General features: G+C 41.0%; 16 protein-coding genes. 3 read left to right on the forward strand and 13 right to left on the reverse strand.

The features are described from left to right. Positions 1–2: 2 nt before the first annotated feature. From KNL20_RS08770 to KNL20_RS08815, 9 genes are all read right to left on the reverse strand, one after another. Entirely contained in the window at positions 3–269 is a 267-nt protein-coding gene (locus KNL20_RS08770) for a type II toxin-antitoxin system prevent-host-death family antitoxin (protein ID WP_230397408.1), read from the reverse strand. A gap of 220 nt (positions 270–489) precedes the next feature. Beyond that, on the reverse strand, positions 490–1,422 hold the full coding sequence (tsf, locus tag KNL20_RS08775) for a translation elongation factor Ts (protein WP_230397409.1): 933 nt from the start codon (positions 1,420–1,422) through the stop codon (positions 490–492). A gap of 97 nt (positions 1,423–1,519) precedes the next feature. Continuing rightward, the gene (gene rpsB, locus KNL20_RS08780; protein WP_230397410.1) at positions 1,520–2,269 is read right to left on the reverse strand and encodes a 30S ribosomal protein S2; all 750 of its coding nucleotides are present in this window, start codon (positions 2,267–2,269) and stop codon (positions 1,520–1,522) included. A 148-nt stretch (positions 2,270–2,417) separates the two neighbouring features. Further along, positions 2,418–4,031, reverse strand: a complete 1,614-nt coding sequence (locus KNL20_RS15990) for an HAD-IA family hydrolase (protein ID WP_329957457.1) — start codon at positions 4,029–4,031, stop codon at positions 2,418–2,420. Positions 4,032–4,123: 92 nt separating this feature from the next. Next, positions 4,124–5,476: a hypothetical protein gene (locus tag KNL20_RS08795; RefSeq protein ID WP_230397411.1), complete on the reverse strand. Its 1,353-nt coding sequence runs from the start codon at positions 5,474–5,476 to the stop codon at positions 4,124–4,126. Continuing rightward, entirely contained in the window at positions 5,473–7,341 is a 1,869-nt protein-coding gene (locus tag KNL20_RS08800) for a serine/threonine protein kinase (RefSeq protein WP_230397412.1), read from the reverse strand. The genes KNL20_RS08795 and KNL20_RS08800 overlap by 4 nt, the downstream gene beginning before the upstream one ends. Positions 7,342–7,591: 250 nt before the next feature. Further along, positions 7,592–9,358, reverse strand: coding sequence for an arginine--tRNA ligase (gene argS, locus KNL20_RS08805; protein ID WP_230397413.1), 1,767 nt, complete (start codon positions 9,356–9,358; stop codon positions 7,592–7,594). A gap of 164 nt (positions 9,359–9,522) precedes the next feature. Continuing rightward, a complete protein-coding gene (locus KNL20_RS08810) occupies positions 9,523–9,969 on the reverse strand; it encodes a CBS domain-containing protein (protein WP_230397414.1) in 447 nt (148 codons plus the stop codon). Between the two features lie 111 nt (positions 9,970–10,080). After that, positions 10,081–11,409, reverse strand: a complete 1,329-nt coding sequence (locus KNL20_RS08815; protein ID WP_230397415.1) for a replication-associated recombination protein A — start codon at positions 11,407–11,409, stop codon at positions 10,081–10,083. Between the two features lie 159 nt (positions 11,410–11,568). On the opposite strand from KNL20_RS08815, the gene KNL20_RS08820 reads away from it, so the two are divergent. Then, positions 11,569–11,736 (forward strand): hypothetical protein, encoded by a 168-nt coding sequence (locus KNL20_RS08820; protein ID WP_230397416.1) that lies wholly within the window; start codon positions 11,569–11,571, stop codon positions 11,734–11,736. A gap of 80 nt (positions 11,737–11,816) precedes the next feature. On the opposite strand, the gene KNL20_RS08825 is transcribed toward KNL20_RS08820, so the two are convergent. The 3 genes from KNL20_RS08825 to KNL20_RS08835 all read right to left on the reverse strand — a co-directional run bounded on the left by KNL20_RS08825 (position 11,817) and on the right by KNL20_RS08835 (position 15,320). Next, on the reverse strand, positions 11,817–13,520 hold the full coding sequence (locus KNL20_RS08825) for an ABC-ATPase domain-containing protein (protein ID WP_230400075.1): 1,704 nt from the start codon (positions 13,518–13,520) through the stop codon (positions 11,817–11,819). 124 nt (positions 13,521–13,644) lie between these two features. Next, positions 13,645–14,712, reverse strand: coding sequence for a sigma-70 family RNA polymerase sigma factor (locus KNL20_RS08830; protein ID WP_230400076.1), 1,068 nt, complete (start codon positions 14,710–14,712; stop codon positions 13,645–13,647). Positions 14,713–14,795: 83 nt separating this feature from the next. Then, a complete protein-coding gene (locus tag KNL20_RS08835) occupies positions 14,796–15,320 on the reverse strand; it encodes a CarD family transcriptional regulator (RefSeq protein ID WP_230397417.1) in 525 nt (174 codons plus the stop codon). Positions 15,321–15,792: 472 nt separating this feature from the next. Between KNL20_RS08835 and KNL20_RS08840 the strand changes: the two genes are divergently transcribed. Both KNL20_RS08840 and KNL20_RS08845 read left to right on the forward strand, forming a co-directional pair. Next, positions 15,793–16,038, forward strand: a complete 246-nt coding sequence (locus tag KNL20_RS08840) for a CsbD family protein (RefSeq protein ID WP_230397418.1) — start codon at positions 15,793–15,795, stop codon at positions 16,036–16,038. Positions 16,039–16,053: 15 nt separating this feature from the next. Beyond that, positions 16,054–16,308, forward strand: a complete 255-nt coding sequence (locus KNL20_RS08845; protein WP_230397419.1) for a GlsB/YeaQ/YmgE family stress response membrane protein — start codon at positions 16,054–16,056, stop codon at positions 16,306–16,308. Between the two features lie 114 nt (positions 16,309–16,422). Here the strand turns inward: KNL20_RS08845 and KNL20_RS08850 are convergent, their stop codons facing one another. Continuing rightward, positions 16,423–16,764 carry a hypothetical protein gene (locus tag KNL20_RS08850; protein WP_230397420.1) on the reverse strand — a complete coding sequence of 114 codons (342 nt, stop codon included), beginning with the start codon at positions 16,762–16,764 and terminating at the stop codon, positions 16,423–16,425. Between the last annotated feature and the right edge of the window lie 19 nt (positions 16,765–16,783).

The following is a 16,783-nucleotide window of genomic DNA, read 5'->3' on the forward strand; positions in this document are numbered from 1 at the left end:
TGCTACACCTCTGCAATCACATCATCAAGGTAAGCGTCCAGTTCATCAAGCGTACAGCCGACCCTGCCTGCCATTCTATCTTCCTCAACCGCTAAGAGTTCCTCACGGAGCTTTAACATCTTTTCCCTGCGATTGAAAGTTTCAATATCCATAACAACTAAATCCCCCTCGCCGTTTTTGGTAAGGAAAACTGGCTCTGCGGTCTTTCTGCACATATCGGCAATCTCGTTGTAATTCTGGCGGATTGCTGCGGATGGACGTATATTCATAACAAAACCTCCTTGCGTTTATTAGATAGTAGTATTCTACCTATATTATACTCGTTTCATAGCACCGAGTCAACGTTTGCAGAAAAATTCACAAATTACAACTTAGTTTACGATAAGATACGATAACTGCTTTTTGAACACAAAAACCCCCTTGAAGTGCTGTAACTTCAGCATTTCCAAGGGGTTCATTATTACAATTTTTTGTGTTGTCCAGAAGCGTTTACTGTCCCATCTGCTTTGCAACTTCAGCCGCAAAATCTTCATCTTTCTTTTCAATGCCTTCGCCGGTTTCATAACGTACAAAGCTCTTAACAGAAATCTTAGCACTATTTGCCTTTGCGACTTCTTCGATATATTTGCCTACAGACTGTTTTCCGTCTTCAGCTTTTACATAAATCTGATCCATCAGGCAGATTTCTTTCAGTTCTTTCTTAATACGTCCCATAACCATACCGCTGATAATCTTATCGTTAGCATCTGGTTTCTCGTTCTTAGCCTGAACAGTCAGAATTTCTTTTTCACGTTCGATATAATCCTGATCTACTTCACTTTCATTTGTATAAAGAGGTTTCAGCGCTGCAGCCTGCATAGCTACATTCTTAGCCATCTCTTTAATATCATCATTAATCACATCTGTCTCAACATCAACAAGAACACCAATTTTACCACCCATATGTGTGTAGGAGGCAACAAATCCATTCTCCTCAGAAATCTGAGCAAAACGACGGATATTCATGTTCTCGCCAATCATAGCAATCTTATGAGCCAATTCTTCCGCAACAGTTTCACTTGTATCATATTTCCAGGGTTCTGCAAGAAAAGCTTCTATATCTGCAGATTTTGTATCCATGGCCTGCTCGGCAACCTGAGCAACATACTCCTGGAATTTTTCATTCTTAGCCACAAAATCTGTCTCTGCATTTACTTCTACAGCAACTGCCTTCTTTCCATCTTCGGAAACTGCCACTTTTACAATTCCCTCAGCTGCAATTCTTCCAGCCTTCTTCTGAGCGGTAGCAAGACCCTTCTCTCTCAAAAATTCAACTGCTTTATCCATATCGCCTTCTGTAGCTGTAAGTGCTTTCTTACAATCCATCATGCCGGCGCCGGTCATTTCTCTTAACTCTTTAACCATTCCTGCTGTAACAGCCATTTTCAAATATCCCTCCGTATACTATAATGTAAGTGTCAAAAGTTATTACATTAGTTGACATCCACCGCTTTCAGCAAATGCCAACTTTTTTCAGAAATTATTCTTCTGACGCTTCTTCTGTACCTTCAGCAACTTCCTCTGCATAAGCTTCTTCTGCCCCAGTCTCACCTTGTTTTGCTTCGATAACAGCATCTGCCATCTTGGAAACAATCAGTTTTACTGCACGGATTGCATCGTCATTACCAGGAATTACATAATCCAGTTCTTCCGGATCACAGTTTGTATCACAGATTCCAATCAGCGGAATCCCTAATGTATGAGCTTCCTGCACACAGATTCTTTCTTTCTTGGGATCTACAATAAAGATTGCATCCGGCACTCTCTTCATTTCTTTGATTCCACCCAGATTTTTCTGCAGCTTGGACAGCTCTTTTCTTAATTCTATAACTTCTTTTTTAGGAAGAACGTCAAATGTACCGTCCTCTTCCATCGTCTCAATTTCTTTTAATCTTTCAATTCTGCTTTGGATTGTTTTAAAGTTGGTCAGCATACCACCCAGCCATCTTTCATTAACATAGAACATTCCGCAGCGCTCAGCCTCTATCTGAATTGCATCCTGCGCCTGCTTTTTCGTTCCTACAAACAGAATGGATCCGCCATCAGCAGTGATATCTGCAACTGCCTTATAAGCATCATCTACCATACCAACAGATTTCTGAAGATCGATAATATAGATTCCATTACGCTCTGTGTAGATATAAGGAGCCATCTTAGGGTTCCATCTTCTTGTCTGATGTCCAAAATGAACACCTGCTTCAAGTAACTGCTTCATTGAAATAACACTCATTGTTTTTCTCCTTTTGGTTGTTTTCTTCCGCATGTTTTAGGTCCTTAGAACCTGATTTTCCTACCAGGCACCTTCTTTGGAATCCACATGCGTGTTTTTTCACGACTTTTTAAGTATAACATAGAAAAAAGTCTGTTTCAAGCAGATTCTAGTCATTTTTCAGCTTTTTCTCCGGATCTTTACCTTTCATATTCCAAGAGGCCTTCCAGGCAAACAGGTAATAGAAAGCAGCGGCGGCAGCCAGAATTACAAAAACCATTAACAGTTGTTCTCCAAAGCGAATTCTTTTTATAAGAAAATCCACAATATAATCATAGGATACACTAAAGATATTAACAGCTATATGAGCTGTAATCGGTGCAAGTAAAGTTCCTGTCTTTTCATACAGAATGGCAAACAGAATGCCCAGTGCAACCGTATAAAGAAACTGTATTGTATTCCCATGATAGAATCCGAACAAAGCTGAAGATATTCCCACAGCCCATCCCAGACCGAAGTACGATTTTGCTCTCAGGTAAATGAGCCCGCGAAAGACCAGTTCTTCTCCTGCCGAAGCCAATACCCCAATACAGATTACAAGCAGAATCCAGCTTTGATTTTCATATGAATTTTCGGAAATCTCCATATATCGTAGAAAAATCTCGCGAATACCGCTGGCGGTTATTAATTTATTACAGATTAATCCCAGACCAATCGCAGCGGCGGCACAGGAAATCCCTTCTAACCAGTTCCATTTTATAACTTTAATCTGAAACCGTTCTTTATCCAGCAGATAATATCGGTAGAGCAGGAGGATGACAGCAACCGCAGTCAATGCGGAAAATACACTTGTCAGCCATGGGAATTTATGCACTACCTGGATGTAATCCGCTCCCGTTCCGTGGCTAAGTGCCCCTGCTGTCATGACTCCCAGCAGACTTATGATTAACATGCACCCGAAGTGAATCAGCATCGGAGATATGATTTCCCACAGCATCTTTCCCACAACCTCAGGCCTTACGGACGGCCGCCTGTTTCCCGGAACCTGATGTTTATACTGTGTTTTTTTCTGCCTTTTTTTTCGCTGCATATGGTGTGTCTTATGGTAAGCAATCTTTTCTGATTCACCTTCGTCCTCCTGTGCCAATATCTTTAGCTCCTCCACGGTATCTGCAATAAACACGGCTCCGGATTTTTCCAGTTCTTCCCTTCCGCCATAGCCATAAGCAGCCCCTATACATAGGAGCCCACAGCTTTTTGCGCCTTCCACATCATAAAGCCTGTCACCTACCATCAGGACCTGTTCCCGGTGAGTGACCACTCCCAACTGTTTCAATGCCTCTTCTATCACCTCATCTTTAGAGGTCCTTGTTCCGTCTAATTCACTCCCCACAACCACGTCAAAATATTTTCTGAGATTCGAATTCAAAAGGATCTCTTCCACAAAGACTGTCGGTTTTGATGAAGCAACACCTAGTATTTTACCGTGTTCCTTCAATAATTGAAGAAGTTCCGGAATTTTTTCATATATTTTGTTTTCATAGATGCCGATAGAAGCATAACGTTCCCGATACTGCTCTACAGCTGTGTCAGCCTCTTCACTTGTGAAATCACTATATTCCATAAATTGCTCATGGAGCGGAGGGCCAACGAAGCAACGCAGATTATCGGGATTCCCTTCAGGCTTTCCCATATAATTCAATGCATACTGCACACATTTTATAATTCCCGGTCCAGAGTCTGTCAGTGTTCCATCTAAGTCAAAAAGTATAACATCGGACATATTGATCTCCCCTTATTGTGTATAACCATCTTCTGATATAACGTTTCTCACGCTGTACCAGTATAACACACCCCCTTCTCATCTTCAACAAATTATCGTCCTGAAAAAGGCATACTCTTAAGAAGCTGTCCTATCCTTTTTATAAAATCATATATCATACGATTCCAGCAATTTTCACTTTTTTTTGCAAAAGCTGCGCTTTCTTCTTTTATTTTCTGATTCGGATGGGCAATCATAAATTCCCAGGGCTCCATCAAAGAAACATTCCCTGCCTGGTCTCTTACCGCTACAATAATCTGGTTTTTACCTTCCTTTAAACATTCTTCAGATATAGTGATCTGGTCATCTTGCTTAAGGTAACTCACCTCTCTTCCATTTACCAGACATGACACCACCTCCGTAGTATCTACATTTATCAGTCGGATACATGGAGTAAAACCATCATTTAGATACACATCAGCCTTTTCCTTTTCATATAAAAAATGTGTTCCGGCTTGATTTACAGAAAATACAACTGCTTCTTCATATACCGCATCCGAATCAAAACTTTTAATTCGCAAAACATATTGATCATCATCATCTATTTCAGGGAGCGTGTAGTGGGTTTTCCCATCAATTTTCTGAATATTGACCTGTTGAGGTAAAATGCCCCTGGATTTACTTTCTAATGTCACCTCCAGACACTCAGTATCAGAAGATGGATTTTCTACGATTATAAATGGTTTCACTTTGCCGGAATTAGCTGATAATTGCCTGATATTTTGAAGAACTACTCTGGGATGCGGGTTAGACTGCAATTTCAAACTTACAGGTTCTATTTCTTCTCTGTATTCTTTCTCCTGTGTCTCTTTTAGACGCACAGGAATACGTTGTGTGTCTTTTCCCGGAATAATTCTTTTTTCATCTTCATGCTCTATATTCCTTTCTTCTTCCGGCACATCCGGGATATTTTTCATGGCTCCTTTCTCGTCCTCCGTGTCCATCATAGAAAGCTCGTCTGTAATTTTGGTATACTCCCTATCCTCATTTTCAGTGCCTTCCCGCTCACTCTCCGGCTCTTCATCTGGTTCTGTTTCCACTTGCTCCTGCTCCCCCTCCAGATTCTCCCCAGTAATGTCATCTTCACTGCCAATGTAGTCTGTATCTTCTAAACACTCGGTTTGCTCTTCTACATCTGTCTGTTCTGTATTCTGATTATCCTCCGGACTTCTCATCTCCCCATTTTCTTCTTCCTGCGGGTTTTCCTCCTGTACGCTTTCGTGCTGTACACTTTCTTCCTGTTCAATTTCTTCCTGGCTTTCTCTAATTACCGCCGAATGCTTCAAATAATTTTCCTCCGCAGCCTGTGCCTCACTGGCATACTCCGGCTGCGTTTCAGCCTGAATACACTGGGGGTAAAACACAAGCATCGCACTCAGCATACAACATACATTTTTATATTTCATTTCAACATCTCCAACCTTTCTTTTAGAATTTGATAATTTTTATTTTTTTCAGTTTCCGGTAATACGGCAGCATTTTCCATAATTTCACGAGCATATCCCTCTTCCTGATTTTCCAGAAGGAATTCTACATATGCACATAGTCCGTCAATATGTTCCGGATATTCTTTGTATAAGAATTCATAGCACTGACGTGCATCTTCCTTTTTCCCTTGAAACCTCCTGGCTGAAGCCTCTCTTAGAAGAATGCGGTGCTTCAATTCCTTATTTCCAGTGATTTTCAGTAATTGATTTCCATATATAATACTCTTCTCCAGTATTCGCTGGCTTTCCTCTTGTTTATCCGTATTTACTTCCCGGATATCAACCCGTAATTCAAGAACTCCGGTAAGATAGCAGGCGGATGCAAGCCGCTCAAGCACTTCCTGTTTCAAACCCATATTCGTATCTGACAGTTCTGCAAATTCTTTTACCTTTTCATAGCACTGGATTGCTTCTTTATAGGGGTTAACCTCCCCATCTTCCAGATAGGCCGCTTCGGTCAGATATATATTTCCGCAGACCAGATACAATTCGCAGGCATATTCAGAGTATTGTTTTTCAAACATCCGTCCACCATAGTTCTTCAAAAATTCAAGAGCTTCTCTAACCTTCTTCCAGTTGATTTCACTTCCGAACTCTTCCAGACTTCGAGCCAGTTCGTACAATTGTTTCCATCCATTTTGTTTGTCCTGATTTTTACCTGCGTTCTGACTGGGAATTGAAAGTTCTTGAAAAATTCGGCATGCCTTATCAGAATTCCTATTGAAATCAGGATCTAAGGAATTGCCACAGAAATATAGAATTGCCAGCTTTTCTTTCGTCTTTGTGTGATTAAAAGTTTCCGAAGGACAGATTTCCCACATATACTCTAACCAATCCGCAGCCACCTGAGTTTGTCCGGTTACCAGACAGATATCCAAAAATTTTAGATAAGGATCTTCTTTTTCGGGATTAAGCTCAATTGCAGATTTATATAATTCAACTATCTTTTCAGATGATTCCGTATTCTCTATAGCTGTCGCTGCCTCTTTCATAATTGTATAGTACCTGTGCTGTTTTGTTTCATCTATAAGCATAAATACCATCCCTGCCGCCAGAAGAACGCCAAGCCCTCCCAGAAGCCAAACGATCATCCTTTGATTCTGTCGCTTATTTTCATAAATCTTTTCCAGACATTCATGAACTTTTTCGGCGCTTTGATATCTTTGCTCTTTTCTCTTTCTGGTACACCTGCGGATTATGCGGCGGAAACCACGGGCACCCTGTCCCCCGGAAAGTATTTTCAGTGTCCTTCCCAGCCCGTAAATATCTGTAGTCTGATCACATACCCCGCCATATTGCTCCGGCGCTGCATACCCTCTGGTTCCTCCATGAATTTTGGAACTATATGACTCCTGCATCCAGGCTGCTACTCCAAAGTCTATAAGTTTTACCTGTCCATCATCCGTAAGCAATATATTGTCCGGTTTCATATCCTGATACAATACGGGCGGATTTCTTCCATGAAGATATTCCAATGTTTCAGCAAGCCTGATTCCAATTTCCAGAACTTCCTGCTGATTGAACTTTTTTCCTGAACAAAGGAGACCTCCCAGGCTTTTCCCTTTCAGATAGTCCATTACAATGTAGAGACCATCCTCTTCTTTAATGAAATCTACAATTCTGGGCAGCGTCTGGAAATCCAGTTCCCTCATCATAACAGCCTCATGAATACCATTATCGTCCTGACACAAAAGACGCTTTACCGCCCATTCCTTACCCAGATGAATATCCACCGATAGATAGACCTCTCCGAATCCTCCCTTGCCTATGGACTCAATCAGCATATACTTTTCCCCTATTATCCGGCCATGCATTGAAAGCTCAAACACCCCCTTTTCAGTTAGGTTATTAGGTTTAGAAATTTTGGGTGATACACCCTTGAATAAAAGATTCACGAAGCGAACACTTCTGGAAATGAATCTTATATGATTATATCACAAAAGAATTATATTATCAAGTTCAAAATAAAATCTTGTAACAGTTCAGCCATCCGGCCTGAAGCCGGGTAATCGAGCTGATGGCTGAACTGACAAGTTACATTCTTTCTGGTGCAGAAAATCCTAACATATCAATACAGGTTTCAAGTATTTCACGTACCAGATTCAGAAGCGAGATCCAGGATTCCTTCTGCTCCTCATTATCTTCACTTAAGATCTTCGTTTCATGATAAAAACGGTTAAATGCATTGGCAAAATCATAGACATATGAGCAAATTTTATGTGGTGCCTTTTCTTCATATGCTGTTTCCACAACAGTGTTGAATTTGGCAGCCTCCAACATCAGAGCTTTTTCACTTTCACTGACCGCTGATTGAATATTGCCTTTTTGAAGCTTGCCGCCTTCTTCTGCATAACGGTTCAGAATCGATTTAATTCTAACAGTGGTATAAAGAATATATGGTCCGGTATTGCCTTCAAAGGATGTGAATCTGTCTATATCAAAAACATAGTCTTTCGAAGCCTGATTGGATAAATCTCCATATTTAATAGCTGATAAACCAACGATTTCCGCAGTTTTTCTTGCATCCTTATCCTTGACACTACGGTTGTCTACAATTTTTTTATACATCTCTTCATTAATTTCATGAATCAATGTTTCCAGCCGCATAACACCACCCTCACGGGTCTTAAAAGGCTTTCCATCCTTACCATTCATAGTTCCAAATCCCTGAAAGGTTAACTTTGTTTCTTCATCTATCAGCTTTGTCTTTCTCGCACAGCGAAATACCTGAGTAAAATACAGTTCCTGACGCTTGTCAACTACATAAATAATTTCATCCGGCTGGAAAAGCTTCATCCGCTCCACAATTGTAGCAAGATCCGTAGTATTATACAGGGATGCACCATCGGATTTCAAAATCATGCAGGGCGGAATCTCTTTTGTGTCGTCTTCTTCCTTTACATCCACTACCAGAGCCCCTTGATCCAGATGTGCATAACCTTTGTCTTTCATATACTGCACCATATCGGGAATATAAGGCTGAGCATCGGATTCTTTTTTCCACAAATCAAATTCCACATCCAGTTTCTTATAATTACGCTTCAAATCCGTAACCGATACATTCATAATGTGGTTCCAGAGAGCTATATATCCTCTGTTTCCCTGTTGAAGCTGATGTGTAGCCTCCATTGCCTTCTCTTTAAAAGCTTCGTCTTCTTTGGATTTTGCACTGGCGGCAGGATATATCTGCTCCAGCTCTCCTATTGTAAATGGCGCCTCTTCAGGGTATTCTCCTATATAGTCTGAATCAAAATAGACTAATTCCGGCTGGAGTTCTTTCAATTCAGTGATGATCAGCCCCATCTGCAGACCCCAGTCCCCAAGATGTACATCTCCAATCACCTTGTCACCCATATAGCGTCCAATGCGCTTTAAGCTTTCTCCAATAATTGCCGACCGCAGATGACCCACATGCAGGGGTTTTGCCACATTAGGTCCACCGTAATCGATCATAACAGTCCTGGGCTCCTTTACCTTTTCTATAGAAAGGTATTCATCCTGCTGTATTCGATTCAGATATGCAGCCAGGAATTCCCGATTTACCTTCAGATTAATAAACCCGGGACTCACAACCGATACCTCTTCCAAAATCTCTGAATCTTCCAACTGGACCGTCACATCATTTGCAATTATAAACGGAGCCTTTTTATATGCCTTTGCAGCAGCCATGGCTCCGTTACATTGATATTCACATAAATCCGGACGATTTGACAGACTGATTCTTCCATAGGAGGTTTCATAACCGGCCTTCCTAAACGCCTGCTGCATCTCCTCCGTAATTAAATCTGCTATTTTTATCATACATTCCACCTCATATAAACATGCTGGTATCATAATATCACGGCTGTTTCTAAATTTCAACAGAGAAAGTGAACAGCCCGGGTAACCGTGATGACCGGGGCATAGAGCCGGTATCGCGGTTCCCAGACTTCGTATGTAACTGTATCGTTACCGGAAGCAATATGTTATACATTCACAATTTCCCGGGATTTTTTCCGTTCTGCATCCTTTAATCCCGACTTTTCATAACAATACTGTATGATATCCTTTCTTCTGATAATTCCAATAAAAACTCCTTCATCATCTACCACCGGAACAAAGTTCTGCTTCATAGAGACAGTCACCAGATCTTCTATATTGCAGTTGATATTCACTGATTCGTAATGCCAGCGGCGCTTTACCTCTACAATTGGAATATCTTCTGCATCATGGAGATTCAAATCACATCTTTCCTTAATGCAGCGCAATATATCGCCTTCTGTGATTGTCCCAATATACATTCCTCTATGGTTTAACAGTGGAATGGCTGTATATCTGTGGAATTCCATCTTTTCTATGGTTTGCCTTAAGGTAAACTCCTCATTGATATATGCCACCTCGCTCTTCGGTGTGATGAAAAATAAAATATTCATAAGTTCCTCTCCTAACCCCACTAGTGTAATACGATATGCTACTCTTGTATTTTCACACAGCTATAGTATACCGTATTTTGTCATAAATGTGTTGAAAAAACAATGAACTTTTTATAAAGTATTTTCTTTTTTCTCTTTCCACTCTCTGACCTCTTTTAATCTTTTATAAACCTGTTCCTCCTGTCCCTGCCGGGTCGGAATGTAATATCTTCTGTCCGCTAAAGAATCCGGCATACACTGCATCCTGGTCAGCCTTTCTTCTGCATCATGCGCATATTGATACCCTTCCCCATAGTGAAGTTCCTTCATCAAACCGGTCGGTGCGTTGCGTAATGTAAGAGGGACAGGTTCCGCCGGACAGTTTCTTATATCACCCTTACTTTCTTCGCAGGCCCGATACAAAGCATTGGACTTTGGGGCCATAGCCAAATAGGTAACTGCGTGGGTAAGATTCACGTCACATTCCGGCATACCATTAAAATGACATGCCTGATAAGCTGCCACCGCAACCTGAAGTGCCTGACTGTCTGCCATACCTATATCTTCACTGGCGAAACGGATTAACCGTCTTGCAATGTACAGAGGGTCTTCTCCCCCTTCAAGCATCCTTGTCATCCAGTAAATTGCAGCATCAGGGTCACTGTTACGCATAGACTTGTGTAAAGCCGAAATAAGATTATAGTGTTCCTCTCCCTTTTTATCATATAACAAAGACTTCCTGGTAATGCATTGCTCCAGTACACCATTGGTAACTGTAATCTGCTCCGCATCAATTTCTCCATTCAATATAGCCATCTCCAGCGTATTCAATGCAACCCTGGCATCCCCATCAGAGAACCTTGCAATCGCAAACAGCTGCTGCCCGGTAATCCCTATTTTCTGATTTCCATATCCCTTTGCATCATTAAGTGCATGATCAAGCAGTTTTGTTAATTCCTCTTCTTTCAAAGCTTTAAGTACAAAAACCTTGCACCTTGACAAGAGTGCGGCATTGATCTCAAAAGAAGGATTCTCTGTAGTGGCTCCTATCAAAACGATACTTCCCTTCTCAACATAGGGTAAAAAAACATCTTGCTGAGCTTTGTTAAATCGGTGAATTTCGTCTACAAAGACTACCGTCTTCACTCCCATATGACGGCTTTCTTCCGCTTTTTCCATCACTTCCTTTACCTCACGGATACCACTTGTAACCGCACTGAAATCTATAAAATCAGCTTTTGTCCGGCCTGCGATAATCCTGGCCAATGTGGTTTTCCCGACCCCCGGAGGACCCCAGAAAATCATAGAGGAGATCTGATCCTTTTCTATCAGCATGCGCAGCATCCTGCCTTCTCCAAGAAGATGCTTCTGTCCCACAAATTCATTCAACGATTTCGGCCGGAGCCTGCTGGCCAGCGGACTGGTTTCTTCTCGATTATCAAATAAAAACATCTGTTCCATCCATCCAACCTCCTTGTATTACTTTACCAAACATTTGTTCTTTTTTCAAGTTTTTCATTATCTAAAATTTAATTAAATATACATAATTATATTCCAAATGGAAACTCTAATCTATACGGATGCAAAAAAATAAAGCATAGTAGAAAGGCAGGTAATACCATGGATAAAAATTATATTGGTGATTTTCCTGAGAAAAATACCTATGATGATGGAAATATCCCCGAAATTGATTTGCCTCAGAAAAGTAAGCATGGCATGGAAGTTCCAAATGTACAGCCTCTTCCAAAATCAGAACGTCCCAGGAGAGATGGACCCGGCGGGGAATAAAAATGATTGCGAATACGGTTTTTCTGTCCTGGCATCATTCCTGTCAAAAGGATGATGCCAGGTTCTTTTATTGTTTACGTTTACATATGAAGAGCACGATAACGATTAAAGCAGGAAAATATCTCCTGTTTTCTTGGCCTTGCAAGATTTAAGGGTAGATAACTGCTTTTGCAGAATACCCCCAATCCTTTTTGATTCATGTGCTCCAAAAGGATTTGCACAACGTCCTGCAGACTCTTTTTCCCATCAAATAAATTCATTTGCGCATATTTCAGCATATATCCCAATGTGTTGAGTTGTTCCACATCCGTCAGCTGTTCCACATATCGAAGGTCTACAGTGTCCCGGTCTATAGTGATGGAATCGGTGCCTGTTATTTTAATCTTTATTCTGTCATTTGCCTTAAATGAACGGTCTGGCATAGGATAGCGCCGGTATTCAGGTTTGCCGCATTCGGGGGCCGGATCAGTCAGTATCGGAAAACTCTCAGCCTCTTTTTTGGCAAAAGCAGTAATGTTATGTGGTATATAGTGCTCCATCTGCAAAATACAACTTGCCTTATGAAAGTAGGAACCGGAGCTGCCTGCTACAATGATCGATGAAACACCATATGTCTCATATAATTCCTGTATCCGGTCAATAAAAGGAGTGATTGGTTCCACCTCACGATGTACCACCCTCTGCATGAGTTCATCCCGAATCATGAAATTTGTGGCACTGGTATCCTCATCTATCAAAAACAGTCCACAGCCTGCCTCGATACTTTCAACCACGTTAGCGGCCTGCGATGTACTTCCGCTGGCATCCACAGTACAGAAAGATTTGGTATTCTTTCCACTTGGAAGATCGCTGATGAACATGGAAATGTCCACATGCTTTATACTGCGTCCATCTTCTGATCTGATTTTCACCGCTGTATCATCCGTTATCACGTATTCTCTTCCATCACCGGAGATATGGTTGTAGACGCCTCGTTCAAGGGCTTTCAACAGTGTGGATTTTCCGTGATAGCCGCCTCCCACAATCAAATTAATTCCTTTTTTCAGCCCCATTCCACTTATGTGGCCCCTGTTAGGCAGATTCAGGAAAATTTCCATGGACTTCGGGGATTGAAATTTCACCGCATGTTTCATAGGTCTTTGTGAGACACCCGATTCTCTGGGCAGTACCGCTCCATTGGCCACAAAAGCAGCCAGGCCCAGTTTGGGGAGTTGTTCCCTGATGTATTGCTGATCCTCAGCAAGCCAGACCACCTGTTGTACAATTCTGCTGTCCAGAGATTTGTAATATAGAGATTTGTTTACGCATATCGGAAGAAAATCAAAGAAAATCCTTATGAGTTCCCTTGCATTGATTGTCCGCCCATTGGCTGGAAATCCTATCTCCATTCTAAGTACAAGATCTCCATTTCCGGGATTTATCTGACAGCTGCTCCGTTCCAGAACTTCCTGTCCACACCGACTGACGGACAGAATTCCACTTTTTCCGGAACCTTTTGCTTTAAATGCGAACCCCTCTACCAGTCGGGAGAATTGACGGATAAGATAATCCTGTAATGCAATTCTCTTGTATTCTCTATCGTATAGCTTCCCGGGGAAAGCCGCTGTACTTCCTTTGACCTGGATGCTCACTTTAGAGGGCGAGGCAAAGGGATCTCCCTGGATATGGTCAATAGAAAGTACAAACCCGTTAAATTGGTAGAATCCTTTCGTATCCTTGTAAGCCGGATAACTCTTATGGTCAATTCTGATTAGTAAATTTTTTAATTCTTCTGAAGTATTCATATTATCTGATTTTCCTTCTGTAATAAATTTAATGCTAGCAAGGGCATTTGATAAACCGGACAAAACTTCGGCGGATTCTGTCTCTGAGCAATTCATACAGAGCAGAACCCGCCGGGGTTTTTCGTCAGGCCTCCAGATATGATTTTAAGTTTATAATATCCTTACGGTGTTTTAAGCGATGAAGTGCCTTTACTTCTATTTGCCTGATGCGTTCCCGTGTCACATGATATTCCTGTCCCACTTGCTCCAATGTCCATATTCGGCCATCTACAAACCCAAATCTGAGCCTTATGATACGCTGCTCCCGTTCCGTCAATCCAGAAAGCACTTCATCCAGTTCATTTCCCAGCATAACATGTTCGACATTTGAAAACTGTTCCGTCATATTGTCATCGGCCACAAAGTCCTGAAGCATACAATCCTCATCATCTCCTATTGGAGTGTCCAGAGAAATTGTATCACCATATAGTTTTATGATTTCCTCCATGCGCTCCATGGAAACTCCCATGATTCCGGCCAGTTCTTCCACCGTGGGCTCTCTTCCCATATCTAACAGGAATCTTCTGGATGCTTTTGTAACTTTACCCATCATTTCTTTCATATGAACCGGGATTCTTATAGTGCGTGACTGATCCGCAATTGCCCTCGTTACGGCCTGACGAATCCACCACATGGCATAGGTGCTGAATTTATATCCCTTATGGTAATCGTACTTTTCCACTGCCTTCATAAGACCTATATTGCCTTCCTGAATTAAATCAAGAAATCCCATATTACTGCCATACACATGTCGTTTAGCGACCGTAACTACCAGGCGCAGGTTTGCATTAATCATCTTTTCACGGGCCATCACGTCACCTGCTTCTATTCGTACTGCCAATTCCAGTTCTTCCTCTCTGGATAAGAGTGGAATGTTCCCAATTTCTTTCAGATATGCCTTAACCGAATCATCCAACGGCATCATAGATTCATCTTGGTCGTTCTCTGCCAGGGAAACCTCACTTAATGTGAGCTTCTCAATCTGGTCATCTATTTCCAGTACTGCTATCCCCCGTTTTTTCAAATGAGAGTTGAGTGACTCCAACTCTTCCTGAGTGAGCTGCCTTCCAAAAACCCGTTCCACATCACTGCTTTCCAGAATTTGATGATTATGACCGGCAATTTGAACCAGCTGCTCAATCTGTTCTTTCATCTCTATCACAATCTTTTCCCTCAAGCTCTTTCGAAATTTAAAACTTCCTTTGCAAAAGATTCCGCCGTTGTTTTTTATGTGAATCAGTTAATAATCTCCTGTTCTATGAAGGATTCAATTCTTTCACTAAACAACTGCTCTACCTTCTCCTTTGGCATTTCAAGCGGAATAGATAACTCTCCATATAGATTTTCCTCAGCTATCTGCAAATACTTCTCATCACTGGTAATTTCCTTCTTTCCCAGAGCAATTCTGGACCGCTTTTTCAAATATAGTGTATTAATTATTTTAACCCAATTCCTGCAATCACAGGTTTTCAGTGCATCCTTAAAGACCTCTTCCCTACGCTTACCGTCTTTGTCGGTAAAGATCCCGATATCCGCTATGTCTTCTATCAGTTTCCATGCATCCTCCCGGGAAAGCACTGGCCGCATAACCATCTTCTGATTGTCCGTCGGAGTATAAACCGTACTGCATCCCGAAAAAACTGGTGTTAAGGTATAGAACATCCTATCTTTTGGGATTCCCGGAATTTTCATCGGGCCAATACTCTCAACCTGACATAGTCCGTTGCTTCCACATATTATATATTCTCCTACTTTAAACATTTTATTCACTCCTATACTCAAACTCAATCACAAAGTTACAGTTACCATGTTTATCCCGGCTTAACATAGCACTAAAGGGGAACCCCTTTGCCTATACATAAAAGCTGACCCGTTTGTCAAAGGTCAGCCCTTATGCATTGTATCTCTATGTTACAACTCACGATTACCCGAAAATAATAGGGAACAGTTTAATTACCTGAATATACATGTAATTTAATGTAATTTTCACCTTCCTTTCACCACTTATCTCTATTCTAACATAGATTCAAGGAAATTTCTAACGATATTGGATAAATAACTTATTTTTGTCGATTTTCCCAATACTACGGTAAGAATTTTTTGTATAAAGATTTTATAGAATTCAAATAATTATTTTTTTCTTGACATTTTTTCTGAATATTATAGAATAAAAGTATGCAAACTCATATAGGAATAAACTTTAAATCCAAATCTGACAAAGGAGGTTTTTACTATGAATAACGATATTGAAAGAAAGTTGGACCAGATAAAGGGGAAAATCAAAGAAACAGCTGGCAAAATAACGGATTCTGAAAAGTTGGAGTTAGAGGGGAAATTAGAGAAGATTACAGGAAAGCTGTCTGAAATGGGTTCTGAAGAAGGCAGTAATTTGAAGGAAAAAATAGCTGAAAAAGCAAATGATATGCTGGATCAGCTGGATAAAAAACTGGATGAATTAAAGAATAAAGATAAAAATTAGGATGGAGGTGTTCTTATGGGACTCATCAGTTGGATTATTATTGGTGCGTTGGCAGGATGGATTGCCAGCATGATAACCGGCCGGAATAAAAATATGGGTGCTCTGGCCAATATTATAGTTGGAATTATAGGCGGCCTGATTGGTGGATTTATTATGAGTATCTTCGGTGGATCAGGCATAACCGGATTTAATATATGGAGTTTGCTTGTATCAGTTCTGGGAGCAGTTGTCCTTCTTGCAATTATCAATGCAATAAGCGGAAAAAAGTAGCATTTATGCTCATGTGTGCTCACAGATAGGAAAAGTCTTAAGAAATGTTGATTTCAAGCATTTCTTAAGACTTTTTACTGGGAGATTCTTCACTTATCAAGGACTAAATTATTTTCAACAAGAACTATTCCGTACAATCTCATTAAGCAAAAATTCGCTTCGCCTGTCTATTTTCTGATTAAGAGTCTCAAACTTATCATCAAATTTTTGGTCCATCTGGCCGAGCCTTTGATCCATCTGATCAAATCTTTGGTCCATCTGGTCGAGCCTTTGATCCATCTGATCAAATCTCCGGTCTATCACTCCGAATTTCTGATCCAGTTCTATGTGCAGGTCACTGCTAAACTCTTTAAACAGCGCCCTCAGCACCTCTACATACTTTGCTTCCATGGATAAGAGCTCCTCTCCGTCTGCAAAACTGTCCATAAAGTATTTTTCGATTTTTTCTTCTGCCATAAGGCCTCCTCTCTCTCGG

The sequence above is a fragment of the Novisyntrophococcus fermenticellae genome (assembly GCF_018866245.1).
In the GTDB taxonomy this organism is placed as follows: Bacteria; Bacillota; Clostridia; order Lachnospirales; family Lachnospiraceae; genus Novisyntrophococcus; species Novisyntrophococcus fermenticellae.